Here is a 25,655-nt window from a genome sequence, read left to right as displayed (position 1 = left end):
CCCACGCGCGAAGCGGCGCTCTCAGAGCAGCATGGCCAGCTGGCGGGCCTGGGCCACCAGGGCGCCCTGGGAGTCCCAGATCTCCATGTCCTCCTCGTGCAGGCCGCCGGCGACGTGCTTGGTGTAGACCCGGCAGGCCAGCCACCCGGGGGCGGGCCGGGCCCGCACGTGCACGGTCAGCTCGACGGTGATGGTGCCGAACTCACCGATCTCCAGCACGGCGGGGATGGCGAAGTCCACCATGGCCGCCAGCGAGCCCGTGTCGGCCTGGCGGCCGTCGGCGAAGCGCATCCAGAACTCGTTGTGGGGGCGCCCGTCCTTGTGGCCGTCCATCCACCGGGGGCGTTGGGGGAAGCGGTAGTGCACACGGTGCGCGATGCTCACGCCCTCGGGGCGGTCGAACTCCGGCAGCACGGGGCAGTCCTCGGGCGCGGGCAGCCGCGGCGGCCCCTCCAGGGACAGGACCCGGGCGCTGGGGTCGGGGGCCAGGTCGCCGTAGGTGGCGGTGGCGCGCACGATCTCCTTGCCGCCCTGTTCCAGGACGGTCTCGCCGGTGGCCGTGCGGCGGCCCTCGCGCAGGACCCGGGTGCGGATGTCGGCGGAGCCGGGGGCGGCCGGGCGCAGGAAGAAGGCGGAGGCCACCAGGGGGTCGGGCTGGCTGAGGGTCTGGCCCAGGGCGTTGAGCGCGGTACCCAGGACGTAGCCGCCGTTGGGGTGGGTGGTGAAGGTGGTCCAGCCGTCGGTGAGTGTGGCTGTGAACTCGCCGTCGTCGCGCTTGTCGACACGGGTGTCCCGGTCGTACTCGAACTCGGCGGCGGATTGGTCAAGGCTCATCCCCACATGTTACTCGCCGGTAGATCTGTGGGGCGCACCGCCTTCCGCCACCGTTTGACCCTCACGCCGCGTCAGGCCCTAGCGTCGTGCACACGTCACCACCAGTGGGGGAACCGTTGGCACACACCGTCGGCGAGGTCGCGCGGATGAGCGGGCAGACCGTGCGCACACTGCACCACTACCACCAGATCGGGCTGCTCGTACCCGCCGGGCGCACCGCGTCGGGGTACCGCCGCTACAGCGACGACGACGTGGAGCGGCTCCGGCAGATCCTCACCTACCGCGAACTCGGGTTCGGACTGGACCGGATCGCCGAGATCCTCGACGACCCCGGGGCCGACACCCGCGCCCACCTGGCCCGCCAGCACGAGCTTGTGACCGAACGCATCGAACGGCTGCGCGCGATCGCACGCGGCCTGGAACACCTGATGGAGGCCGACACCATGGAACTCGACCTGACCGCCGCGCAGCGGCTCGAACTCTTCGGCGACTTCGACGTGGACGCCCACGCCGAGGAGGCTCGCCGGCGCTGGGGCGGCAGCGACGCCTTCGCCCGCTCACAGCGCCGCGTGAGCTCCTACGCCAAGGCCGACTGGGAACGGCACAACGCCGAGGCCGCCCAGGTCTACCGCGCCCTGGCCCGGCTGATGGACGAGGGGGCGCCCGCCGACGGCGAGGCCGCCATGGACCTGTCCGAGCGGCACCGCGAGCACATCACCCGCTGGTTCTACGACTGCACCACCGAGATCCACCGCGGCCTGGGGCGGCTGTACGTGGACGACGCGCGCTTCACCGCGACGATCGACGCCCACGCCGAAGGGCTGAGCGCCTACCTGTGCGGGGCCTTCGCCGCCAACGCCGACCGCCAGGAGGGGCGCGGGGCGCACGGGCACTGACGACCGTCCGCCGCGCCCACCGCGGGCACCGGGGCCCTGGGCGGTCCTCGCCCACCGCGTGGTCGGGGACGTGACCGCCGCGGCCTGCCGCCGCACGCTTCCAGGCCGCCCCGGCGTGCAGTTAGTAGTCGCGCCAGGCCGGGGCCGCCTCGGCGGCGTAGGCCGTGAAGTCCTTGGGCGCCCGCCCCGTCACGCGCAGCACGTCCTGGCTGGGCTCGGCGTCGCCCATCGCCCTCAGCGCCGCGAACGCCGCCACCGCTCCGCGCGCCTCCTCCTCGGGCAGGCCCGCGGCGACCTGGTCGCGCACGAACTCCTCCGGATCGCCCTGGAAGTCCACCCGGTACCCGGCCGCGCCGCTGATCGCCTCGGCGGCCTCGCCGAAGGTCAGCGCCCGCGGCCCGGTGACCTCGTACACGCGCCCCGCGTGCCCGTTCCCGGTCAGCGCGGCGGCCGCCACCGCCGCGATGTCGCCCGCGTCCACGAACGCCTGGCGCACCCCGCCCACCGGCAGGGTGATCCGTCCTGCGCGCACGGGCTCGCGGAAGAACCCCTCGTCGAAGTTCTGGTCGAACCAGTCGCAGCGCAGCACGGTCCACTCCGCGCCGCTCTCGCGCACCGTGCGCTCGGCCGACAGCAGCCGTTCGTCGCCCATCTCCTCGATCGCCCGGCTCGACAGCAGCACCAGACGGCGCACACCCTGGTCCACCGCCAGCCGCACGAACTCCGGGTCCACCGGCACCCCGTCCGGCGCCATCAGGTACACGGCGCCCGCCCCGTCGAGCGCGCCCCGCCAGGTGTCGGGCCGCGACCAGTCGAAGGGCACCCTGCCGCGCCGCGAGGCCGCCCGCACGGGACGGCCCTGGGAGCCCAGGAGTCCGGCCACCCGCCGCCCGGTGGTCCCGGTGGCGCCCAACACGAGAATCGGTTGTTCACTCATGCGCCCACCCAAACATCCGGAGGCGACATTCGCGACGACCACGGCCTGCCGCGGACGTTCGGTCGGCGTGGCGGCGCCCGATCCGGGGCACGGGAGAGGCAGTGCCGTGGACACCCGGTGGGTCCACGCATCCGCCTGAGGGGGAGACCGCCTGTGCGCTGGACCGTCCATTCGGAGAAATCGCTCTACACCGACCCCTGGATCGACCTGCGGATCGCCGAGGTCGAACTGCCCGGCGGCCGGCGCATCGCGCACCGCCTGCTGCGCCGCCCGCCCGGGGCGGGGGTGGTGGTGTGCGACGACCAGGAGCGCGTCCTGCTGCTGTGGCGGCACCGGTTCATCACCGACACCTGGGGCTATGAGATCCCCCTGGGCGGGGTCCTGCCGGGGGAGAGCACGATGGCGGCCGCGGCCCGCGAGACCGAGGAGGAGACCGGCTGGCGTCCGGGCCCCCTGCGCCCGCTGCTGTACACCCAACCCTCCAACGGCCTCACCGACAGCGAGCACCACGTCTTCACGGCCGACTCCGCCGAACGGGTGGGCGCCCCCACCGACCCCTGGGAGTCCGAGCGCATCACCTGGCTGCCCCTGGCACGGGTGCCGGACCTGGTCAGGGAGCGCACGCTGGTCAGCGGCACGTCGATGAACGCCCTGCTGTACCTGTACGCCACACGGCCGCGGACCTGACCCCAGGGCCTTCGCGGCGCTGGGCGCGGCGCCGTGAGACCGCGACCGACTGGTGCCGACGCGCACGCGAGCGCTACCGTGCGGGCATGGAGAGCACACCGCACCGGCGCGGCGCCGAGGTGGCCCGCGCCCTGGCGGACCTCACCGTCGAGGTGGAGGCGGCCTGGTCACGCACGTGCGCGCGGTGGGCGGTCGAGCCGGGCGGCCCGCAGGAGCACGACCTGGCCCGCCTGGTGGCCGAGGGACCCGACCAGTTCGACTGGCGCGTGGTGGACGCCGCCCTGGAGCGGCTGGCCTGCCCCGAGTGCGGGCGGGCGCTGGGGTCCGGGGCACGGGGCTGCGGGCCCTGCGACGAGGCCGACGGCTACCGCTACGCGGCCCGCGAGAGCGACCGCCCCGGCGCCGCCCCCGGCCACGAGCACGCGCTGCGCGTGGCCTGGTCGGTGAGCCGCCACCCGCACCGGCACGCGCCGCGGGCCGTGTGCGGGTTCGAGCTGGCCCTGGCAGAGATCCACGCCGACCGCCTGCCCACCACCGCGCGGGCCCAGTCCTACCGGGCGATGATCGACCGCCTCACCGACGCCGAGGTCGAGCGGGTCGCGTCCCTGGCGGAGCTGGCGGCCCTGGCCGGGCGCCGCACCGGATGAGCCCTGCGCGGCGCCCCGCACAGGCCAGGGCCCGGCGCCAGCGCGCCCGCACGGGCACGGCCGAGCGGGCGGGGAGGGGCCTCAGCCCTCGCCGCGGCCCTTCCCCGCTCCGGTCCGCGGCCCCGCCCACGGCCTCAGCGCAGCAGCGGCAGCCGCCGGGTGATCTTGTTGACCGCGCCGCGCGGCCCGAACAGGGCCAGCCCCACGTACTCCACCGCCTCGGGCTCGGTGCGGGCGAGCGCATCCAGGTAGGACGCGTAGTCGCGGGAGCGCCGCGCCACCTCGTTGAAGCCCACCACGGTGACTCCGCGGGCGTCGGCCTCGGCCTTGAGCGCGCGCAGCGCCGCACCGGAGGCGGCCAGGGTCGGCACGGGGTGCGGGTTGAGCCCCGCGTGGACACCGCCGCCGGCGTCCTTGCCGTCGGCCGCCACCGAGTCCTCCAGGCGCCCGCCCAGCGCCAGACCGAGCACCGCGCCCGCGTTGGCGGCCAGCGGGGCCTCCAGGTCCTCACGCAGGACCACGACCACCTTGGTGGCCGGTATGGTGACCTTTTCCTCGTTCATCTGCTGTGTCATGAGTCCAGACACTAGACATCCACGCGGTGGAACTGACCTGGGACCGAACGAAATCCGAACGGGGGCGTAGGCTCACCCGTATGGACGAACTTGATTCGGCGATCGTGCGCGAACTCCAAACGGATGCGCGCCAAACCAACCGCGCCCTGGCCGGACGGCTGGGCATCGCGCCCTCCACCTGTCTGGAGAGGGTGCGCCTGCTGCAGCGGCGCGGCGTCATCCGCGGCTACCACGCCGACATCGACCCGGCCGCGCTCAACCGCCGGGTCGAGGCGTTCATCTCGGTGCAGCTGCGCCCGCCCAGCCGCCAGGTGATCGAGGGCTTCAAGGCCGCGATGTTCGCACTGCCCGAGGTGCTGGCGGTCTACGTGGTGGCCGGCGAACAGGACTTCCTCGTGCACGTGTCCCTGCCCTCACTGGACACCCTGCACAGCTTCCTCATCGACCGGCTCACCCAGCGCCGCGAGGTGGTGAGCTTCCGCAGCCAGATCATCTACGACAGCGCCCGCAAGAGCGTCCACGCGCCCCTGGAGTGAACCTCACCGGACCGCCACACCGGAGGCGGGGAACCGCCACCGCGCCGCACGCGTCCAACCACGCGAGCACCGCACGCGAGGGGGAGGGCCATGGACAACTGGACACCGGGGACCGGGATCGCCCTGGGACTGTGCCTGGGCGTGGCCATCGGCGCGGCCCTGGACAACGTCGGCGCCGGGATCGCCCTCGGCCTGGTGCTGGGCACCTGCCTGGACGCCGGCGGGCACAAGAGGCGGCGGGGGGAGGAGCCCGACGGACGGTGAGGCCGGCCGCCCGCCACCGTGTGCAAGACCACACCGGGCCTGAAACGCGTGTGCCACACGCCCGACAACGCCCGTAACATGGGGTTCTCACCGCCGTAGGGCCCCCTGGGTGAGGCGACTGTTTCTTGCGTGTTACGGCTGGACATGTCGCGGACACGCAAGCTTCCTACCTTCGGTTTTGTCACCAACCGTCGAACAGGAAGGCCCGGCCGTGACCCCCGAGACTGGCCAACGCGCCGCCCGCACAGGCAAGACCTGGATCACCGACTGGGATCCGGAGAACGACACGTTCTGGCAGGAGAAGGGGCGCCCGGTCGCCAAGCGCAACCTGTGGGCCTCGATCTTCTCCGAGCACATCGGCTTCTCCATCTGGAGCATCTGGTCGGTGCTGGTCCTGTTCATGACCCCCGCCACCGGCTTCGACTGGGCGCCCGAGCAGAAGTTCCTGCTGGTGTCCGTGGTCGCCTTCGTCGGCGCGGTCCTGCGCGTGCCCTACACACTGGCCGTCCCCTTCTTCGGCGGACGCAACTGGACGATCATCTCCTCCACCATGCTGCTGGGCCCCACCGCCCTGGCCGTCTTCCTCATCCAGGCACCGGAGACGCCCTACTGGCTCTTCCTGGTCCTGGCGGCCACCGCGGGCATCGGCGGCGGCAACTTCTCCTCCTCCATGGCCAACATCAACTTCTACTTCCCCGAGAAGGAGAAGGGCTGGGCCCTGGGCATGAACGCCGGCGGCGGCAACATCGGCGTGGCCACCGTCCAGCTGGTCGGCCTCGGCGTCATCGCGATCTTCACCGCCCAGGCCGGACACTTCGTCCCGCTCTTCTACGTGCCGTTCATCCTGCTGGCGATCTGGGTCGCGATCCGCCACATGAACAACCTCACCAGCGCCCGCAGCGACGCCTCCGCGCAGCTGGCCGCCACCAGGGACCGCCACTTCTGGATCATGTCCCTGCTCTACGTCGGCACCTTCGGGTCCTTCATCGGCTTCGGGTTCGCCTTCGGCCTGCTGCTGCAGAACCAGTTCGGCCTCGAACCCCTCCAGGCCGCCTCCATCACCTTCCTGGGCCCCACCATCGGCTCGCTCATCCGCCCCATCGGCGGCAAGATGGCCGACCGCTTCGGCGGTGCCCGCGTCACCCTGTGGAACTTCATCGCCATGGTCGCCGGCACCGGCGTGGTCGTGGCCGCGATCAACGCCGACTCCCTGGCCGTGTTCATCGCAGCCTTCTGCGTGGTGTTCGTCCTGACCGGCATCGGCAACGGCTCCACCTACAAGATGATCCCCTCCATCTACGCGGCCAAGGCCCAGAACGCCATCGCCCAGGGCGCCCCCCGCGAGGAGACCCTCTCCTACAACAAGCGCATCGCCAGCTCCATGCTCGGCCTGATCGGCGCGATGGGCGCCATGGGCGGCGTCGCCATCAACCTCGTCTTCCGCGAGTCCTTCCGCGCCACCGAGTCGGCCGCCCCCGGCTTCCTCGCCTTCCTGGCCTTCTACACGGTGTGCGCGATCATCACCTACGCCGTCTACATGCGCACACCCGCCCTGTCGGCCCCCGCCTCCACCACCACCCCGACCGGCACCACGGAGACCGTCGCACGATGACCCACGGCACGAGCACCCAGACCCACTGCCCCTACTGCGCCCTCCAGTGCGCCATGCACCTGGACACCGGACCAGACGGACGGCTCGCCGCCCGGCCGGCGGACTTCCCCACCAACCGGGGAGGCCTGTGCCGCAAGGGGTGGACCTCCGCCGAGGTGCTCACCGTGCCCGACCGCCTCACCCGGCCGCTGATGCGCAAGGACCGCGGTTCCCCCCTCACCGAGGTGGACTGGGACACCGCCCTTGACCACATCGCCGAACGCCTGCTCGCCCTCCGGGCGGAGTCGGGTCCCGACACGGTGGCGGTGTTCGGCAGCGGCGGCCTGACCAACGAGAAGTCCTACACCCTGGGCAAGTTCGCCCGCCTGGCCCTGGCCACCTCCCAGATCGACTACAACGGCCGGTTCTGCATGTCCTCGGCCGCGGCCGGCTCCACCAAGGCCTTCGGGCTGGACCGCGGGATGCCCTTCCCGCTCACCGACGTCGGCCAGGCCGAGGTGGTCCTGTTGGCCGGAGCCAACCCGGCCGAGACCATGCCGCCCATGATGGGCCACCTGTCGGCGCCCACCCTGATCGTCATCGACCCGCGCCGCTCGGCCACCGCCCGCGTCGCCCTGGACAACGGCGGCCTGCACCTGGCCCCCCGGCCCGGCACCGACCTGGCCCTGGCCCTGGGGCTCCTGCACGCCGCCCGCGTCCAGGGCTGGACCGACGACGACTACCTCGCCCGCCGCACCACCGGCTTCGAACGGGCCTGGGAGCACGCCGCCGCCTGGTGGCCCGAACGCACCGAACAGGTCACCGGGGTGCCCGCCGCACGCATCCGCGCCGCCGCCGACCTGCTCGGCGCGGCCGCCCGCAACCGCTCCGCCTACATCCTGACCGGGCGCGGCACCGAACAGCACGCCAAGGGCACCGACACCGTCTCGGCGTGGATCAACCTGGCCCTGGCCCTGGGCCTGCCCGGCCGCCAGGGCTCCGGCTACGGGTGCATCACCGGCCAGGGCAACGGCCAGGGCGGGCGCGAGCACGGCCAAAAGGCCGACCAGCTGCCCGGCTACCGCAAGATCGCCGACCCGGGCGACCGCGCGCACGTGGCCGGCGTGTGGGGGGTGGACCCCGACACCCTGCCCGGCCCCGGCCGCTCGGCCTTCGAACTCCTGGACGCCCTGGGCGAGGGCGGCGGACCGCGCGCCATGCTGCTGTTCGGCTCCAACCCGCTGGTCTCGGCCCCCGACTCCGAGCGGATGCGCTCACGCGTGGCCTCCCTGGACTTCCTGGTCGCCGCCGACTTCGTGCTCTCCGAGACCGCCGCCATGGCCGACGTCGTGCTGCCCGTGGCCCAGTGGGCCGAGGAGTCGGGCACCATGACCAACCTCGAAGGCCGCATCCTGCGCCGCAACCGCGCCACCGCACCGCCCGAGGGCGTGCGCACCGACCTGGAGGTGCTCTCGGCGCTGGCCACCCGGCTCGGCCAGCCCGCCGAACGCTTCCCCACCGACCCCGACACCGTCCTGGCCGAGCTGGGCCGCGCCTCGGCCGGGGGAGCGGCCGACTACTCCGGCGCCACCCCCGAACGCCTGGAGTCCGGCGAGGCCCTGTACTGGCCGGTCCTGGCCGACGCCGCGCCCACACCCCGCCTGTTCCTGGACGCCTTCGCCCACTCCGACGGCCGGGCCCGCCTGGTCGCCGTCGCCCACCGCCCCCCGGCCGAGGAGACCGACGAGGACTTCCCGCTCCTGGCCACCACCGGCCGCCTCATGGGCCACTACCAGTCCGGCGCCCAGACCCGCCGCGTGCCCGAGCTCAGCGCGGCCGAACCCGAGGTGTACGTGGAGGTCCACCCCGACACCGCGGCCCGCGCCGGGGTCGCGGCGGGGGAGTGGGCCACCGTCTCCTCCCGGCGCGGGCGCACCCGCGCCCGGGTGCGCCTGGACCACACCGCCCGTCTGGACACGGTGTTCCTGCCCTTCCACTTCGGCGGCGAGCACAGCGCCAACAACCTCACCAACCCGGCACTGGACCCCACCAGCCGCATGCCCGAGTTCAAGGTCAGCGCGGTGCGGCTCGAACCCGCGCCCGCGCCCTGAGACCCGCCCGCCCCGTCCCCACCAGACCCGGCCGACGCCGCCCGGGACGCCCACACCCACCCACCTGGAGGCAGTAGTTGAGCACCGTGCAGGGCGCGTCCCCGCGCCAGATCGTGGTCGTCGGCAACGGGATGGTCGGCGCCCGCTTCGCCGAGGAGACCGCCAGGCTCGACCCGGAGGGGCGGCGGGTCCACGTCACCGTGGTCGGCACCGAACCCCACCCCGCCTACAACCGCGTCCTGCTCTCGGGCGTGGTCGCGGGCGACTACACCCCCGAACAGATCCGCCTGCCCGTGCCCGAGACCCCCGGCGTCACCGTCCGCCCCGGCCTGACCGCCACCGCCCTGGACACCGCCCAGCGCACCGTGACCCTGGACGACGGCTCCCAGCTGCCCTATGACGAACTGGTCGTGGCCACCGGCGCCCGGGCCTCCTTCCCGCCCGTGACGGGCGTGGCGGCCAAGGACGGGCGCCCGGGCGAGGGGGTCACCGCCCTGCGCGATCTGGCCGACTGCGACCGCCTGCTGTCGCTGGTGCGCCCCGGCGCCCCGGTGGTGGTGCTGGGCGGCGGCGTCCTGGGCCTGGAGGCCGCGCGCGGCCTGGCCGGGCGCGGCGCCCGAGTGTCGGTGGTGGAGTCCTCGCCCTGGATCATGCGCCGCCAGATCGACAAGCCCGCCGCCAAGATCCTGGGCCACCTCTACGAGGACCTGGGCGTGACCGTCCACTCCTGGCGGGTGGCCTCGCGCTGGGTCCCGGGCACCGGGCTGGAACTGGACGACGGCCGTGTGCTGCCCGGCGACGTGCTCGTGGTCACCGCCGGGGTGCGCGGCAACACCGAACTCGTCAAGGACGCCGGGATCGAGGTCGAGCACGGCATCCTGGTCGACGACTTCCTGAGCACCTCCGACCCGCGCGTGCACGCCATCGGCGACTGCGCCCAGCACGCCGGCGGCGGCGCGGGCCTGGTCCAACCGGGCTGGGAACAGGCCGCCGTCCTGGCCCGCCGCCTGACCGGCACCGACCCCCAGGCCCGCTACACCGGCTCCAGCCCGGTCACCCGCCTCAAGGCCGAGGGCATCGAACTGACCTCCTTCGGGCTGGTGCACGAGGACGACGACGCCCCCGGCCTGGAGACCGTCACCGTCAGCGACCCGCACGGGGGCCGCTACGCCAAGCTCGTGGTGCGGCAGGACAAGGTGGTGGGCGCCGTCCTGCTCGGCTTCCCCGAGGCCGCCGCCACCGTCTCCCAGCTGCACGACACCGGCGCCCCGGTGCCCGCCGACCGCCTGGCCCTGGTCCAGGGGCTGCCCACGGCCGCACCGGACCAGGACGCCCCGGGCGCCCCCGAGGCGCTGGTGTGCCGGTGCAACGCGGTCACGCGCACCGACATCGAGCAGGCGTGGCTGGACGGGGCCCGCGACCGGGACGCCATCGCCTCGGCCACCCGCGCCACCACCGGGTGCGGCGGGTGCGTGCGCGACGTCAACGCCCTGCTGGCCGGACTGGACTCCAACAACGCGGCCCCGGTGAGCTGACCCGCGCCCGCCGGTGCCCGCCGCCCAGCCACGGCGGCGGGCGCGGCCCCGTGCCTCAGTGGGCGGTCAGCGCGCACACCGCGCACGCCAGCGCGGCCACCGAGGCCAGGGTGCGCAGGTGGTTCCACCGCACCCACACCCCCTCGAAGCGCGCCCGCACCGCGGCGGGGTCGTCGACGCGCCCGGCCGGGCCCGCCCGCTCCAGGGCGTTGTTGCGCGGCACGTTCACCGCGAAGGTGACCGCGTACACCGCCACCAGGGCCGCCAGCGCCGCCGCCGACCACACCGCCGCCCCCGAGTGCCCCGTGCTCGCCTGCAGCACCAGCGAGGCCAGCACCGTCACCGGCGCGCCCACGAACACCACCGCGAACCACGGGTTGAGGATGGCCACGTTCACACCCTGCATCGCCTCGATCATCGCCCGGTCGCCCGCCCGGCCCAGCCCCGGCATCACCGCGATCGAGAACGCGAAGAACAACCCGGCGAACAGGCCCGTGAGCACCGCCGCGAGCACCGGCACCAGCGCAAGCATCACCTGAACCATCCGCCACTCCCCGGGTCCGCGTGCTCCGCTGAAGCCGCCACTATGCCCGACCCGCGCACGCACACGCCAGCGGATACGGCGCCGCCGCACCCCCGAGACCACCACGCCGCATGTCCTACCGTTCAGTAGGCGAGGCGATCGGGCGCCGATTGTCGGCCCTGACCCCCTTTTCCTACCCCCGGTGTCGCTATAGCGTCGTCAGGTGTGCGCCTGCCCCCACTCGTCGGCCGTCAAGCCCACCAACGCCGCCTGCGCGCCGCCGCCGCTCCCGGAGCCGTCGTCCTCCTGGCCGGCCCGGCCGGATCGGGCAAGACCCGCCTGGTCCACACCCTGGCCCAGGATCCCGACACCACCGTCCTGACCGGGCACTGCCCGCCCCGCACCGACCCCTTCCCCTTCGCCGCCCTGGTCGACGCCCTGCGCCAGGCCCCCGTCCCCGAGGGGCTGAGCCCGCTGTGCGGCGCCCTGGCCCCCCTGATCCCCGAACTCACCGCCCACCTGCCCCGCACCCCGCCCCCGGCCCCCACACCCGCCGCCGAACACCACCGCACCTACCGCGCCCTGGCCGAACTCCTGGACGCCCTGGGACCCGCCGTCCTGGTCCTGGAGGACGCCCAGTGGATCGACCCCGCCACCCACGACCTGCTGCGCTACCTCACCCCGCGCCTGCCCGCGCACCTGTCCCTGGTCCTGACCTACCGCCCCGAGGAACTGCCCCGCTCGGTCCGCCTGGCCGCCCTGGCCGCCCGCACACCCCCGGGCACCCGCCACGTCGAACTCACCCTGGGCCCGCTCACCGTCCAGGACACCCACACCCTGGCCGAGCACGTCCTGCACCCCCACCCGGTCACCCGCGAGGACGCCCGCCGCCTGACCGAGTGGACCGGCGGCCTGCCCCTGGCCCTGACCCAGACCCTGCACCACCTGGCCGCCACCGCCCCCACCGAGCCCACCGGCCCCGGCAACGCGCCCCTGGTCCCGGCCCGCCCGCCCGTGCCCGCGCCCCTGCGCGACTGGCTCCTGGACCGCGTACGCTCCCTGGGACGCGACGCCCGCCGCCTCGTCCACGCCGCCAGCGTCCTCCAGGGCCCCGCCCACGAGACACACCTGGCCCGCATCGCCGCCCTGCCACCCGAACGCGCCGACAAGGCCCTGTCCCAGGCCACCCGCCGCGCCGTCCTGACCCCCACCGCCCCCGCCACCCTGGCCCTGGCCACACCCCTGCTGCACCAGGTCTGCCACGACCACCTGCGCCAGGACCGGCGCCGGCGCCTGCACCGCGCCGCCCTGCGCGTCCTGGGCCAGAGCACCGACCCGCCCCACGCCCTCCTGGCCCGCCACGCACGCGAATGCGGCGACCACGACGCCTGGACCGACCACGCCGCCCGAGCCGCCGAACAGGCCCTGGCCGCCGGCGAGGACGCCACCGCCGTGGCCCTGCTGCGCGACGCCCTGACCCGCCCCGACCTGCCCGCGCCCCGCCGCCGCGACCTCGCCCTGACCCTGGGCCGCGCCGCCCTGACCGGACTCAGCGCCGACCACACCATCACCGTGCTGCGCGACGTACTGACCACCCCGGGCATGAGCGCCGCCGAACGCGGCGAACTGCGCATGGAACTGGGCCTGCTCCTGCTCAACCAGGCCGCCCGCGGGCGCACCGCCCGCGGCGAACTCGTGCGCGCGGCCACCGAACTCTCCACCCGCCCCGACCTGGCCGCCCGCGCCATGTGCGCCCTGGCCGTGCCCCGCTCCACCCCCGACCCCGTCGACACCCACCGCCGCTGGATGGACCAGGCCGTCACCGCCGCCCGCCGCAGCCGCGACCCCGCCACCCCCCAGGCCGTGGCCGTCAACCAGGCCACCCTGCTCGCCCAGATCGGCGACCCCGCCGCCTGGGACATCCCCCTGCCCGACCCAGGCACCGCACACGCCCACCCCGCCCCCGACGTGCTCGCCCGGCGCCGCGAGTTCGCCCGCGGCTCCCTCAACCTCGCCGACGCCGCCCTCATGCTCGGCCACTACGAGCGCGCCGACCGCCACCTGGACGACGCCGCCCAGTGGTCGCCGCCCGACCAGACCCCCTACGTGCACGCCAGCGCCCGCACCCTGCGCCTGATGCTGGACTGGGCGCGCGGACACTGGGCGGGCCTGGCCGAACGCACCGAACGCGACCTGCGCTCACCCAGCCTGGCCCGCCTGCACGCCGTGACCGCCGAACTCACCCTGGTGCGCGCCGCCCTGGCCCTGGCCCAGGGCGACCCCGCCACCGCCCAGACCCGCCTGGGCCACCTGCGCGCCGACACCGGCGCCGAGGACGCCCCCGACTACACCGTGCCCGTGCGCGCCCTGGCGGCAGGCCTGTCCGCGCGCCTGGCCACCGCCCAGGGCGACCCGGCCGCCGCCTGGCACCACGTCCAGGACCTGGTCTCCCTGGTGGCCGGCAAGGGCGTGTGGGTCTGGGCCACCGACCTGCTGCCGGGCCTGTGCGCGCTGATCGCGTGCGGGCGCCGCGCCGTGGCCCGCGACCTGTGCACCCGCTTCGCCGCCGGCCTGCGCGGCACCGACGCCCCCGCCGCCCACACCGCCCTGCTGCGCCTGGAGGCCGCCCTGGCCCACGACGAGGGCGCCCACGACCGCGCCCTGGTCCTGTACCGCCAGGCCGAGGAGCGCTACCTGGACATGCCCCGCCCCTACGACGCCGCCCAGGTGCGCGAGGACAGCGCCTGCGCCCACCTGGCCCGGCCCGGCGACCGCGGCACCGCCGCGGGCCTGGCCGCCCTGCACACCGCCCTGGAGCAGTACACCGCCCTGGGCGCGGCCTGGGACGCCGCCCGCGTACGGCGCGCCCTGCGCTCCCACGGCGTGCACACCGCCCCCGACACCGGCCGCGGGCGCCGCGGCGCCCGCCTGTCCCCGCGCGAGGGCGAGATCGCCGCCCTGGCCGCCCAGGGGCGCACCAACCGGGAGATCGCCGCCCTGCTGCACCTGTCCCCGCGCACCGTGGAGACCCACGTGGCCAACGCGCTGGGCAAACTCGGGCTGCGCTCGCGCCGCGAACTGCGCACCCCCACCGACGCGGCCCCTACGTAGCCGCTCCGCGACCACCGAACTACGTAGCGACTACGTATTGTCCGGCCACGGTGCGCCACGCACGATGACGCCAGGGTGATGACCCCATCGCCCCAGGGCGAGCATCCGCGGAGCACGCCCTAGTGATCCCCCGCCCACGAAGGGTTCCCCCATGCGAAGAATCGGCGCCGTGTTCACCGCGGCCCTGTTCCTGCCCCTGCTGGCCGCCGCCCCCGCCTCCGCCGCCCCCGAGGTGCCCGACTTCCTCACCGACGCCGCCCCCGGCGAGCGCACCTACATCGTCGTCCTGGACGAGGGCGCCGCCCCCGACGAGGTCGCCGAGCGCAACGACGACGACCCCCGCGGCGTCTACGAGCACGCCCTGACCGGCTACGCCGCGGACATGACCGCCGACGAGGCCGCCGACCTGCTCCAGGACCCCGACGTGGCCTACGTCCAGGAGGACCAGCCCGTCCACGCCTTCGACCAGGACGTCCCCACCGGCCTGGCCCGCGTCTTCGCCCCCGACAACCCCAACCTGGACATCAACGGCCAGGACGACTACGTGCCCGACGTGACCGTCGCCGTCCTGGACACCGGCGTGGACGGCTCCCACCCCGACCTGAACGTCTCCCACTCGGTCGACTGCACCAGCGGCACCTGTACCGCCAACACCGCCACCGACGGCAACGGCCACGGCACCCACGTGGCCGGCAGCGCGGCCGCCATCGACAACGGCGTGGGCGTGGTCGGCGTCGCACCCGGCGCCAACGTGTGGAACGTCCAGGTCCTGAGCTCCTCCGGCGGCGGCACCCTGTCCGGGATCGCCGCGGGCGTGGACTACGTCACCGCCAACGCCGACGAGGTCGCCGTCGCCAACATGAGCCTGGGCTGCAACGGCTGCACCGACCAGGCCCTGAGCGAAGCCATCACCGGCTCGGTGGACGCCGGCGTGGCCTACGCCATCGCCGCGGGCAACGACGGCGTCGACGGCGCCAACTTCTTCCCCGCCAACCACCCCGACGTGCTCACCGTCTCCTCCATGGCCGACTCCGACGGCGAACCCGGCGGCAACGGCGGCACCCTGTCCTGCCGCAACGACGCCGACGACACCCTGTCCACGTTCTCCAACTACGGCTCGGTCATCGACATCGCCGCCCCCGGCTCCTGCATCACCTCCACCTGGCCCGGCGGCGGCTACAACACCATCAGCGGCACCTCCATGGCCTCACCCCACGCCGCCGGCGGACTGGCGCTGCTGGCCACCGGCCAGGCCAAGCCCACCGACCGCGCCGGGGTCATGGCCCTGTACGACACCCTGACCGGGGCCGGCAACCACGACTGGACCGACACCTCCGGCGACGGCTCCCACGAACCCCTGATGGACGTGGGCGACCCCGAGGTCTTCCCCGCCGACGGCGACACCGCCCCGCCCGAGGGACCCACCGCCCGCCTCACCCACTCCTGCGACGACACCACCCTGGAGTGCTCCTTCGACGGCAGCTCCTCGGCCGGAGAGGTCACCGACTGGGCCTGGGACTTCGGCGACGGCACCACCGGCAGCGGAGCCACCACCACCCACGCCTACACCGAACAGGGCACCTACACCGTCGAACTGACCGTCACCGACGAGGCCGGGCGCTCCCACAGCACCCAGACCGAGGTGTCGGTGGGCACCCCCGACCACACCGCGCCCACCGCCGCCTTCACCGGGTCCTGCTACTCGTTCTTCTCCTACTGCAGCCTGGACGCCGGCTCCTCCACCGAGGGGGACGCCGCCATCGACTCCTACCACTGGGACTTCGGTGACGGCACCACCGGCAGCGGTGTCACGACCTGGCACTTCTTCCCCGGACCGGGCACCTACACCATCACCTTGACCGTCACCGACACCACCGGCGCCACCGGTTCGCTGTCCAAGACCGTCACCCTGTCCTGACCCCCGCACCCGCGGCCCCCGACCGTCCCACGGTCGGGGGCCGCCCGCGCGCGCCGCTGCACAAACCGCGCACCCCCGCCGAACCCGACCGCCGTTCGCGGCGTCTGACCAGCAGGTGACCGGCACCCCACCGGGAGACCGCACAGACCGACCGCGAGGGAGTCCCCCAGACCATGTCCACACGACTGACAGGAGCGGTCAGCGCGGCCGTGGCGCTGAGCCTTCTCCTCAGCTCCTGCGGCATCATCCGCGACCTGACCGGCGGCCGGATCGGAGCCCAGGGCGAGAACGAGAACACCTCCCAGGAGGCGGCCGAGGAGGTCTCCTACCCCGAGCTGCCGTTCGTGCGCCAGGCGCGCATGTCGATCGAGGACGGCAACGACGTCCAGTTCGAACTCACCGTCAACAGCCTGGAGAACAACGGCGAATACCTCATGCTGGAGGTCGAGCACAACTTCCTCGAACCCCTGCCCGGCACCGTGACCGGCCGCAACGCCCCCGTACGCCTGGTCGACCCCATCTCCGGCGAGGTCATGCGCGGCCTGCGCGACGCCGACAACAACGACGAGAACTACGGCACCTACTTCGTCCTGGGCGACCCCTTCATGCCCACCCACGAAGGCCTGCCCACGACCATCCGCCGCTACTTCCCCGCCCCCACCGAGGACGTGGAGTACCTGTCGCTGACCGGCGCCGGCGTCGGCCACATGCCCGGCATCCCCGTCACCTACGTCGACGACTTCACCCAGGCGCCCGAACCCAACGCCCAGGACTACATCGACCCCGACACCTTCACCCAGGACCCCGAACTGCCCGAGGAGATCTGGTACCCGGACAACGTCCCCGAGCCGGGCCTGGACACCTCCGCCTCCCTGCAGTCCATCGAGAGCTTCGTGGACGGCCCCACCGCCTCCACCACCCGCTCGGGCGACCAGGAGACCATCGCCCTGCACTCGGACAACATGTTCGGGGTCGACGAGTCCGAACCCACCGCCGAGGCGGAGGAGACCATCCGCCAGGCCGCCCAGTCCCTGCGCGAGAACCTGGGTCCGGACGTCAACGAGATCACCGTCATCGGCCACACCGACGGCCAGGGCGCCGCCGACTACAACCAGACCCTGTCCGAACAGCGCGCCGAGGCCGCCAAGGCGCTGCTGGAGGAGGAGCTGGGCACCGAGTTCACCTTCGTCACCGAAGGCCGCGGCGCCACCCAACTCCTGGCCCAGGAGGGCGGCGCCGACGACGAGCAGGCCCGCGCCCGCAACCGCCGCGTGGAGTTCGCCTACCAGGTGCCCCTGGACGACACCACCGACGACCAGGGCGGCGAGGGCCTGGACTCGGCCCGGCGCCACGTGGGCCCGCCGGCCCCCTACTTCGAGAACACCGAGCCCTTCACCACCGTCTCCCACAACGACGTGGACCTGCACGTGTACCCGATGGTGCGCGACGGCGCCTACCTCGTGCAGATGGTCGGCTTCCAGAACTCGACCCTGCAGGAGCTGGAGGCGGACCTGGACGTGGACGAGGCCGTCATCCCCGGCAGCCCCGCCCAGTACACCGAGGGCACCATGGGCGGGTTCCGCCTGCAGGAACCCGACAGCGGCATCATCCGCTACGTGGTGCGCATCCACATGGCCGACGGCGCCTACGAGGACTTCGCCGACGAGATCAACACTCTGGCCCCGGGCGAGCAGTACTTCGCCATCGCGGTCTTCCCCGCCCCCGCACTCGACGTCACCGAGATGACCCTGCACGCCGGGGCCTTCGGCGAGGTCGCGGGCGTGCCGATCCAGTAGCACCGCGCCCGCACACACCGAGGGTGCCCCGCCCGGACCGGGCGGGGCACCCTCACGCGCCCTGTCGGCGCCCCGGCCTCACACGGCCGGGACCGGGACGCGGCCGGGCTCGGCCTCGGGCAGCCCGCGCCCGCACCGGCCGCACTCGGCGCGCCGGCGCACCGCGTAGGCGGCGGTCGCCACCGCCAGCGCCGCGCCCCACAGCGCCATCGACGCGAACACCACGCTGTGCAGCTGCTCGGTCAGGGGAGTGGCGGAGAGGTCCTCCGTGGCCAGCTGCACCAGCACGCTGCGCCCCATGGACACCAGCGCCACCGTCACCAGCGCGGCCGGGACCACCGCCAGCGCCACCGGCACGCGCCGGCCCGCCAGGCCCACCATCCACCGCGGGAAGCGCACCCCCCACCGCTGGACCAGCCCCAGCATGAGCACCGCGCCCACCACCCCGGCCGAACCCAGCCCCACACCGATCAGCACGGTGCTCGGGTCGGACACCATCATCGCGGTGTCCTGCTCGCTCATCCCGGGCGCGACACCGAACAGCCACGGGAAGCGCATCATCGGGTACAGCAGCGCCAGCACCACCCCGGCCGCCACCGCCCAGCGCCCCACCACGGCGGCGCGCGCCCGCACCCGGCGCTCCTCCCGCGCGCTCCAGGCCCGGCCGCGCCCACAGCTCTGGCAGGCCCGCAGCCGGGCCCGGCGGTGCGTGAGCGCCGCGGCCACCCACAGGGCGGTTCCCAGGGCGCACCAGAGCAGCGTCAGGCCCGTCGGGTCCAGGACAGCCTCGATCCAGGCGGCGAACAGGCCGGGCACGAACCAGCCCACGAACGGCATCACCATCGAGTAGCCGAACAGGGCCAGCAACGAGCCGTCGACGAAGACCACCAGGACCAGGGCGGCCATCGCCCAGGCCGCCACCTCGGCCGGGCGCCCTCCCGCGCCCTCGCGCCGCAGCAGCGACAGGGCGCTGACGACGCCGGCGGCGCCCACGCCGATGGCGGCGGCCGAGGCCACCGCGAGGCCCTGTCCGGTGAACAGTGACCCGAAGCCGTCGGTGTCGGGCACGCCCCGGGGCAGGACGCCGGCCAGCCAGCCCAGGCCGATCCCCAGCAGAGCGGCCGACCAGGCCAGGACGGACCAGGGGACGAGCAGGGTGCGCGGACTCTCGTGGGTGTGCGGGGAAGCGGTGGGCGGTACGGGGGCCATGGGGCTCACTCCTGTGTGGTGGCGCGTGTTCTCGATGCCTCCACCCTCGCCGAGCGCACCCCGCCCGCACCTCCCCCCGCAGCCGGAACCGCCTCCCTCCCACGGGGGAGGGGCCGCGCCCGACCCGTCACCCCTTCAGCAGGCCTCCAGCCGGTCCGAGCTCACGGTGTAGCTGGCCCCGTCGAAGTCCGCTGTGAGCCTGAGTTCCCCGCCCAGCGCCCGTACGTATCGCGCGATCGCGTCCACGGTGAACACCTCGCCCTGCTCGATCTGGCTCACCCGGCCCTTGGTCACACCCATCCGTTCGGCCACATCGCCCTGAGTCAGGCCACGCTCCTTGCGGATGCCCACCAACCGTTGGGCGTCCACCCTCGCCAGCAGTGCCTTGCGTCGCCGCTCGGCCGCCTGTGTGCCACCCACACGTTCGACGTAGTCGTCGCGATCCCACTTGCTGTATCCGCTCATCGTTCCTCCTCGGATCGCCGCTCAACGTAGTCATGGAACCGTTGCTCGGCCAGGGGAACGGCCTTGTCGTACCACCGGTTCCAATGCCCTGCCTTGTCTCCTGCCACCAGGAGGATCGCCGGACGCCAGGGATCGAAGACGAACAGGACGCGTACTTCGCTTCGCCACGTCGACCCGGGTCGCAACTCCTTGATCCCGACCCGGCCGGGCGGGGGTCAGGGGCAGCGGTGGGCGGTGGCGAAGCGCTCGCGGTAGGCGGAAGGGGTCAATCCCAGGTGGCGCCAGAACACCCGGCGCAGCGACTCGTCACTGCCCAGTCCGCAGCGCCGGGCGGCGCCCGAGACGCTCTCCCCGGCCTCCAGCAGGGCCCGCGCGGCCTCCAGGCGCACCGCCTCCACATGGGCGCCGGGCGTGGTGCCCAGCCGTTCCCGAAAGAGCCGGGCCAGGTGCCGGGTGCTCACCCCCGCCCGGGCGGCCAGCGCCGGGGCGGAGTGGTCGGCGCCCGGATCGGCGGCCACCGCGTCCAGCACCGGGCGCAGCACGTCCCCGCGCGGGCGGACGGTGCGCGAGGCCACCGAGAACTGCGACTGCCCGCCCGGCCGCTGCAGGAACACCACCAGGTCGCGGGCCACCCGCCTGGCCAGGTCCGAGCCCTCGTCCTGCTCCACCATCGCCAGCGACAGGTCCAGGCCCGCGCTGACCCCCGCAGAGGTCAGCACGCGGCCGTCGCGCACGTAGATGGCGTCCGCCTCCACCCGCACCCGGGGGTACAGGCGCGCCAGCAGCGCGGCGTGGCGCCAGTGCGTGGTCGCCCGCCGCCCCTCCAACAGGCCCGCCCCGGCCAGCACGAACGCGCCCGTGCACACCGAGGCCACACGTTCGGCCCGCCCCGCCAGCGCCTGCACGGCCCCGGCCAGCCCCCGCGGCCAGGGGCTGCGGGGCAGCTCGGGCGAGCCCGGCACGACCAGCGTGTGCACGTCACCGACCTGGTCCGCGGCGCCGTCGACCTGCACGCGCACACCCGCCGAGGTCCGCACCGCCCGCCCGGTGGGCGAGCACAGCCGCACCGTGTAGGACCCGCCCAGCCCCGCGGCGGTCGCGAACACCTCCGCCGGCGCGGTCACGTCCAGCAGCCGCACACCCTCATAGGCCATCACCACGATGGCGCGTCCACCCATACCGGCGAGCCTAGCCACACCGCATGTCCGAATGTACGGGGTGGGTGTCCGCACAGACATCGCCGCCGGGCCCGCCCCCGCGCCAGGATCGACCCACGAGCCCCCGAGCGAGGAGACCACCACGATGCGACCGCCCCTGCCGCCCTTCACCGCCGCCGACGCCCGCACCAAGGTCCAGGCCGCCGAGGACGCCTGGAACACCCGCGACGCCCACCGGGTCTCCCTGGCCTACACACCCGACTCCCAGTGGCGCAACCGCGACCGCTTCCTCACCGGACGCGACCAGATCCAGGCCTTCCTCACCGACAAGTGGCGGCGCGAACTCGACTACGCCCTGCGCAAGGAGCTGTGGGCCTTCGGCCAGGACCGCATCGCCGTGCGCTTCCAGTACGAGTGGCACGACGACCAGGGCCGGCACTGGCGCAGCTACGGCAACGAACTGTGGGAGTTCGACGACCAGGGGCTGATGCGCCGCCGCGAGGCCAGCATCAACGACGTGCCCATCACCGCCGACCAGCGCCGCATCCACGGCCCCCGCCCGCCCCACGAGCACGGCGTGCCCCTCCCCCTGGCCTGAACCGCACCCCGAGGGGGTTCAGCCGCGCGCGGCGGTGAAGGCCTTGTCCAGCGCCGAGACCAACGCCTGCACCGGCTGGGCCCCCGACACCCCGAACGCCCCGTCCATCACCACGAAGGGCACCCCGGTCGCGCCCAGCCGCCGCGCCTGGTCGCCCTCCTGGCGCACCTGGTCGGTGAAGTCCTCACCCGCCAGCACACCCCGCGCCGCCCGCGCGTCCACCCCCACCTGCGCCACCAGCTCCACCAGGGTCTCCGGGTCGCTCAGATCACGGGCCTGCACCAGCTGCGCCAGCAGCAGGCGGTCCATCACCGCGCCGTCCAGGCCGCTCTGCCGGGCCAGGTGCACCAGCCGGTGCGCGTCCAGGGTGTTGACCATCAGCGCGCCCGCCAGGTCGTAGTCCAGGCCCTCCGTGGCGGCCACCAGCGCCACCTGCTCGGTCATCGTCCGCACCTGCTCGGTGGAGGCCCCCATCCTGGCCGCCAGCGACGCGTACACCGGCTCGCTGCGCCCCCGCGGAAAACCCGGGTCGAGCTGGTAGCTGTGCCAGACCAGCTCCACCTGCCCGGCGCCCTCGAAGCGCTCCAGTGCCGCCTCCAGCCGGCGCTTGCCGATGAAGCACCACGGGCACACGATGTCGGACCACACGTCGACCCGCACGAAGGACCCCCACTCTCACCCGACACGACACGCCTGCCACCACCAGCCAGTATGCGGGCCGCCCCCGACCAGGACAATGACGCCTCAGCCCAAACCCTGGCGCACCCCGGCCACGTGTTGGGCCACGGCGCAGCGGGCGCTCAGGCCGGGCGCGCGAAGGTGATGATCTCCTGGCTGGTGGCGGTGAGCGGGCGGCGGTCCCAGTACCCGTACTGGGCGCTCACCCTCAGCCCGGCCTCGGCCAGGAACCCGTTCAGGGCGGGGGCGTCCAGGAACCGCAGGGTGCTGCGAGAGCCCAGGGTCCCCTGCCACCCCTGGACGCTGTAGTCGCTGGTGAAGGTCACCAGGTCGCTCTCCACCCCGACCAGGCGGTGCACACACCTGGCCAGGCGCCCGCCCGGGCCCCGCACCGTGCGCACCAGCTCCGGATCCCACGCCCGCCAGCCCCGCGCGCCCGGATTGCGGGTCTCGAACACGAACCGGCCCCGAGCCGTCAACACCCGCCGCACGGCCGCCAGATGAGCACGCAGCTCCTCGTCGGTGGTGAACACCTGGAAGGCGTGCCCGGACATCACGACCAGATCGAACCCGCCCTCCAGGCACGACCCGTCCTCGGGGCCCCGGGCCAGGTCGCCCAGCACCCACTCGACGTCGCCCCGGCCCCGACGGGCGACCTCCAGCATCGCCCGGGCCGGATCCAGCCCCACCAGGCGCCCGCCGTGCCCCCTCTCCCGCGCCACCCGCTGCAGCTTGCCCGTCCCACACCCCACGTCCAGCACCCGGCGGGCGCCCATGACCAGATCGAGGTAGAAGTCGTCCTGGGGGGAGCACCGCCAGAAACTGAAGTAGTCATAGAGCTCGGCCAGGTCCGGATGGGAGAAGTGTCGATCCACCATCGGGCCATGATGGGCGCCCGCCGCCCCGCGGCCAAGCCGATTTCCGGCCCGCGCAACCCCCCGCCGCCCGCGGGCGCCACCACCGCCCACCAGGCCAACGTGACCAATCACGCACCCCCCACCTGCAATGACAGGACATCGAAACACCGCCGACACAGACGGCTGATGCGCGGGTAACACCCTGCGGGTTGCCTGAAACAGACCGCACCCGCACCAGGAGGAGTCCCACCCGCCATGGAAGAACTCGTCGTCATCGGCAACGGCATGGTCGGACACCGGCTCGTCGAAGCACTCCGCGACCGCGACACCGACCACCACTGGCACATCACCGTCGTGGGCGAGGAACCCCGCACCGCCTACGACCGCGTCGCCCTGTCCTCCTACTTCGACGGCGCCGACGCCCAGGACCTGTCCCTGGGCGACCTGACCGGCCCCGGTGTGGACATCCACGTCAACGAGCGCGCCACCGGCATCGACCGCACCGCACGCACCGTCACCACCGCCACCGGCCGCACCCTGGGCTACGACCGACTCGTCCTGGCCACCGGCTCCACCCCCTTCGTGCCCCCCATCCCCGGCCACGACCGCCCCGGCTGCCACGTCTACCGCACCATCGAGGACCTGGACGCCATCACCGCCTCCGCCCAGGGCGCCACCACCGGCGTGGTCATCGGCGGCGGCCTGCTCGGGCTGGAGGCCGCCAACGCCCTGCGCCTGCTGGGCGTGCAGCCCCACGTCGTCGAACTCGCCCCCCACCTGATGCCCGCCCAGATCGACGAAGGCGCCGGCGCCCTGCTCAGGAACCTCATCGACGACCTGGGCGTGCACGTGCACACCGGCACCGCCACCACCGCCATCGAGGACACCCCCCACGGCGGCGGCCACCGCCTGGTCCTGGACGACGGCTCCCACCTGGACGCCGACCTCGTCGTGTTCTCCGTGGGCATCCGCCCCCGCGACGACCTCGCCCGCACCAGCGACCTCGACCTGGGCCCGCGCGGCGGCATCGCCATCGACGACACCTGCACCACCAGCGACCCCCATATCCACGCCATCGGCGAGGCCGCCAACCACCGCGGCACCGTCTACGGCCTCATCGCCCCCGGCAACGCCATGGCCGAAGTGGTCGCCGACCGCCTCCTGGGCGGCGACGCCACCTTCACCGGCGCCGACACCTCCACCAAGCTCAAACTCCTGGGCGTGGACGTGGCCAGCTTCGGCGACGCCCACGGCCGCACCGACGGCGCCCTGGACGTGGTCGTCAACGACGCCGCCTCGGGCCGCTACGCCAAACTCGTGCTCTCCGACGACGCCACCACCCTGCTCGGCGGCATCCTGGTCGGCGACGCCGGCGCCTACGCCACCCTGCGCCCCATGGTCGGCTCACCCCTGCCCGGCGACCCGCTCGCCCTGATCACCCCCGAGGGCGGGGCCGCCCTGGGCGCCGACGCCCTGCCCGACTCCGCGCAGATCTGCTCCTGCAACGCCGTCACCAAGGGCGAACTGTGCGAGGCCATCCACACCCAGGACGCCACCGACGTCCCCGCCCTCAAGGCCTGCACCAAGGCCGGCACCAGCTGCGGCTCGTGCGTGCCCATGCTCAAGCAGATCCTCACCCAGGCCGGCATCGAACAGTCCACCGCCCTGTGCGAGCACTTCCCCCAGTCACGCGCCGAACTCGTGGAGATCGTGCGCGCCACCCGCACCACCACCTTCTCCGCGCTCATCGCCGCCCACGGCACCGGCACCGGCTGCGACATCTGCAAGCCCGCCGTCGCCTCCATCCTGGCCTCCCTGGGCGGCGGCCACATCCTGGAGGGCGAACAGGCCACCCTGCAGGACACCAACGACCGCTACCTGGCCAACATGCAGCGCAACGGCACCTACTCCGTCGTCCCGCGCATCCCCGGCGGCGAGATCACCCCCGACAAGCTCATCGTCATCGGCGAGGTCGCCCGCGACTTCCACCTCTACACCAAGATCACCGGCGGCCAGCGCATCGACCTGTTCGGCGCCCGCCTCGAACAGCTGCCCGCCATCTGGTCACGCCTGGTCAACGCCGGATTCGAATCCGGACACGCCTACGGCAAGGCCCTGCGCACCGTCAAGTCGTGCGTGGGCACCACCTGGTGCCGCTACGGCGTCCAGGACTCGGTCGGACTCGCCATCCGCCTCGAAGAGCGCTACCGGGGCCTGCGCTCACCCCACAAACTCAAGTCCGCCGTCTCCGGATGCGCCCGCGAATGCGCCGAAGCCCGCAGCAAGGACTTCGGCATCATCGCCACCGACCAGGGCTGGAACCTGTACGTGGGCGGCAACGGCGGCTTCACCCCCCGCCACGCCGAACTCCTGGCCTCCGACCTGGACGAGGACACCCTCATCCGCTACATCGACCGCTTCCTGATGTTCTACATCCGCACCGCCGACCGCCTCCAGCGCACCGCCCCCTGGATCGAAGCCCTCGACGGCGGCCTGGACCACCTGCGCGACGTCGTCGTCCACGACTCCCTGGGCATCGCCCACGAACTCGAACAGGCCATGGCCGACCACGTGGCCGCCTACGCCGACGAATGGGCCGCCGTCCTGGCCGACCCCGACAAACTCGCCCGCTTCGTGTCCTTCACCAACGCCCCCGACACACCCGACCCCACTATCAGCTTCACCACCACCCGCGAACAGCCCACCCCCACCACCCCCCTCAACCTCGGC

23 protein-coding genes are annotated in these 25,655 nt (G+C 73.7%); 13 read left to right on the top strand and 10 right to left on the bottom strand.

The features are described from left to right. Positions 1 to 21: 21 nt before the first annotated feature. Positions 22 to 834, bottom strand: coding sequence for a thioesterase family protein (locus tag ADL05_RS13670; RefSeq protein WP_053617329.1), 813 nt, complete (start codon positions 832 to 834; stop codon positions 22 to 24). A 116-nt stretch (positions 835 to 950) separates the two neighbouring features. Between ADL05_RS13670 and ADL05_RS13665 the strand changes: the two genes are divergently transcribed. Further along, positions 951 to 1,730 (top strand): MerR family transcriptional regulator, encoded by a 780-nt coding sequence (locus tag ADL05_RS13665; protein WP_053617328.1) that lies wholly within the window; start codon positions 951 to 953, stop codon positions 1,728 to 1,730. Positions 1,731 to 1,851: 121 nt separating this feature from the next. On the opposite strand, the gene ADL05_RS13660 is transcribed toward ADL05_RS13665, so the two are convergent. Beyond that, positions 1,852 to 2,667, bottom strand: a complete 816-nt coding sequence (locus ADL05_RS13660) for an SDR family oxidoreductase (RefSeq protein ID WP_053617327.1) — start codon at positions 2,665 to 2,667, stop codon at positions 1,852 to 1,854. Between the two features lie 153 nt (positions 2,668 to 2,820). Between ADL05_RS13660 and ADL05_RS13655 the strand changes: the two genes are divergently transcribed. After that, positions 2,821 to 3,354 (top strand): NUDIX domain-containing protein, encoded by a 534-nt coding sequence (locus ADL05_RS13655; RefSeq protein WP_053617326.1) that lies wholly within the window; start codon positions 2,821 to 2,823, stop codon positions 3,352 to 3,354. A gap of 86 nt (positions 3,355 to 3,440) precedes the next feature. Next, on the top strand, positions 3,441 to 4,001 hold the full coding sequence (locus ADL05_RS13650; RefSeq protein WP_053617325.1) for a hypothetical protein: 561 nt from the start codon (positions 3,441 to 3,443) through the stop codon (positions 3,999 to 4,001). A gap of 134 nt (positions 4,002 to 4,135) precedes the next feature. On the opposite strand, the gene ADL05_RS13645 is transcribed toward ADL05_RS13650, so the two are convergent. Next, entirely contained in the window at positions 4,136 to 4,576 is a 441-nt protein-coding gene (locus ADL05_RS13645) for a DUF2000 domain-containing protein (RefSeq protein WP_231640738.1), read from the bottom strand. Positions 4,577 to 4,656: 80 nt separating this feature from the next. On the opposite strand from ADL05_RS13645, the gene ADL05_RS13640 reads away from it, so the two are divergent. From ADL05_RS13640 to ADL05_RS13625, 5 genes are all read left to right on the top strand, one after another. Then, the gene (locus tag ADL05_RS13640; RefSeq protein WP_053617323.1) at positions 4,657 to 5,112 is read left to right on the top strand and encodes an Lrp/AsnC family transcriptional regulator; all 456 of its coding nucleotides are present in this window, start codon (positions 4,657 to 4,659) and stop codon (positions 5,110 to 5,112) included. Between the two features lie 90 nt (positions 5,113 to 5,202). Further along, positions 5,203 to 5,376, top strand: a complete 174-nt coding sequence (locus ADL05_RS31125; RefSeq protein WP_197285792.1) for a hypothetical protein — start codon at positions 5,203 to 5,205, stop codon at positions 5,374 to 5,376. A 211-nt stretch (positions 5,377 to 5,587) separates the two neighbouring features. After that, a complete protein-coding gene (locus ADL05_RS13635; protein ID WP_053617322.1) occupies positions 5,588 to 6,988 on the top strand; it encodes an MFS transporter in 1,401 nt (466 codons plus the stop codon). Then, positions 6,985 to 9,078, top strand: coding sequence for a molybdopterin oxidoreductase family protein (locus ADL05_RS13630; protein WP_053617321.1), 2,094 nt, complete (start codon positions 6,985 to 6,987; stop codon positions 9,076 to 9,078). The genes ADL05_RS13635 and ADL05_RS13630 overlap by 4 nt, the downstream gene beginning before the upstream one ends. Positions 9,079 to 9,155: 77 nt before the next feature. Continuing rightward, the gene (locus ADL05_RS13625; RefSeq protein ID WP_053617320.1) at positions 9,156 to 10,613 is read left to right on the top strand and encodes an FAD-dependent oxidoreductase; all 1,458 of its coding nucleotides are present in this window, start codon (positions 9,156 to 9,158) and stop codon (positions 10,611 to 10,613) included. A gap of 55 nt (positions 10,614 to 10,668) precedes the next feature. Here the strand turns inward: ADL05_RS13625 and ADL05_RS13620 are convergent, their stop codons facing one another. Continuing rightward, positions 10,669 to 11,145 carry a DUF1772 domain-containing protein gene (locus ADL05_RS13620; protein WP_369800938.1) on the bottom strand — a complete coding sequence of 159 codons (477 nt, stop codon included), beginning with the start codon at positions 11,143 to 11,145 and terminating at the stop codon, positions 10,669 to 10,671. 216 nt (positions 11,146 to 11,361) lie between these two features. Between ADL05_RS13620 and ADL05_RS32290 the strand changes: the two genes are divergently transcribed. The 3 genes from ADL05_RS32290 to ADL05_RS13605 all read left to right on the top strand — a co-directional run bounded on the left by ADL05_RS32290 (position 11,362) and on the right by ADL05_RS13605 (position 17,961). Beyond that, complete coding sequence (locus ADL05_RS32290; protein WP_053617318.1) at positions 11,362 to 14,247, top strand: LuxR family transcriptional regulator; 2,886 nt, start codon at positions 11,362 to 11,364, stop codon at positions 14,245 to 14,247. Positions 14,248 to 14,398: 151 nt separating this feature from the next. Next, the gene (locus ADL05_RS13610; protein ID WP_053617317.1) at positions 14,399 to 16,165 is read left to right on the top strand and encodes a S8 family serine peptidase; all 1,767 of its coding nucleotides are present in this window, start codon (positions 14,399 to 14,401) and stop codon (positions 16,163 to 16,165) included. 173 nt (positions 16,166 to 16,338) lie between these two features. Beyond that, positions 16,339 to 17,961: an OmpA family protein gene (locus ADL05_RS13605; protein ID WP_053617316.1), complete on the top strand. Its 1,623-nt coding sequence runs from the start codon at positions 16,339 to 16,341 to the stop codon at positions 17,959 to 17,961. Between the two features lie 78 nt (positions 17,962 to 18,039). Here the strand turns inward: ADL05_RS13605 and ADL05_RS13600 are convergent, their stop codons facing one another. The 4 genes from ADL05_RS13600 to ADL05_RS13590 all read right to left on the bottom strand — a co-directional run bounded on the left by ADL05_RS13600 (position 18,040) and on the right by ADL05_RS13590 (position 20,813). Beyond that, positions 18,040 to 19,170 carry a hypothetical protein gene (locus ADL05_RS13600; protein ID WP_231640737.1) on the bottom strand — a complete coding sequence of 377 codons (1,131 nt, stop codon included), beginning with the start codon at positions 19,168 to 19,170 and terminating at the stop codon, positions 18,040 to 18,042. A 135-nt stretch (positions 19,171 to 19,305) separates the two neighbouring features. Next, the gene (locus ADL05_RS13595) at positions 19,306 to 19,635 is read right to left on the bottom strand and encodes a helix-turn-helix domain-containing protein (RefSeq protein WP_053617315.1); all 330 of its coding nucleotides are present in this window, start codon (positions 19,633 to 19,635) and stop codon (positions 19,306 to 19,308) included. Next, on the bottom strand, positions 19,632 to 19,829 hold the full coding sequence (locus ADL05_RS29705) for a type II toxin-antitoxin system RelE/ParE family toxin (RefSeq protein ID WP_082376371.1): 198 nt from the start codon (positions 19,827 to 19,829) through the stop codon (positions 19,632 to 19,634). Before ADL05_RS29705 ends, ADL05_RS13595 begins: the two co-directional genes overlap by 4 nt. A gap of 21 nt (positions 19,830 to 19,850) precedes the next feature. Further along, positions 19,851 to 20,813 (bottom strand): GlxA family transcriptional regulator, encoded by a 963-nt coding sequence (locus tag ADL05_RS13590; RefSeq protein ID WP_053617314.1) that lies wholly within the window; start codon positions 20,811 to 20,813, stop codon positions 19,851 to 19,853. Positions 20,814 to 20,937: 124 nt separating this feature from the next. On the opposite strand from ADL05_RS13590, the gene ADL05_RS13585 reads away from it, so the two are divergent. Further along, positions 20,938 to 21,390, top strand: coding sequence for a nuclear transport factor 2 family protein (locus ADL05_RS13585; RefSeq protein WP_053617313.1), 453 nt, complete (start codon positions 20,938 to 20,940; stop codon positions 21,388 to 21,390). 18 nt (positions 21,391 to 21,408) lie between these two features. On the opposite strand, the gene ADL05_RS13580 is transcribed toward ADL05_RS13585, so the two are convergent. Next, on the bottom strand, positions 21,409 to 22,050 hold the full coding sequence (locus tag ADL05_RS13580; protein ID WP_053617312.1) for a DsbA family oxidoreductase: 642 nt from the start codon (positions 22,048 to 22,050) through the stop codon (positions 21,409 to 21,411). Positions 22,051 to 22,190: 140 nt separating this feature from the next. Next, the gene (locus tag ADL05_RS13575; protein WP_053617311.1) at positions 22,191 to 22,946 is read right to left on the bottom strand and encodes a trans-aconitate 2-methyltransferase; all 756 of its coding nucleotides are present in this window, start codon (positions 22,944 to 22,946) and stop codon (positions 22,191 to 22,193) included. A 234-nt stretch (positions 22,947 to 23,180) separates the two neighbouring features. Here ADL05_RS13575 and nirB point away from each other — a divergent pair. Further along, the coding region (gene nirB / locus ADL05_RS13570; protein ID WP_053617310.1) for a nitrite reductase large subunit NirB at positions 23,181 to 25,655 on the top strand (2,475 nt) is incomplete at its 3' end.

This window comes from Nocardiopsis sp. NRRL B-16309, from assembly GCF_001279585.1.
Classification (GTDB): domain Bacteria; phylum Actinomycetota; class Actinomycetes; order Streptosporangiales; family Streptosporangiaceae; genus Nocardiopsis.
This window is presented reverse-complemented; position numbering and strand designations above follow the sequence as displayed.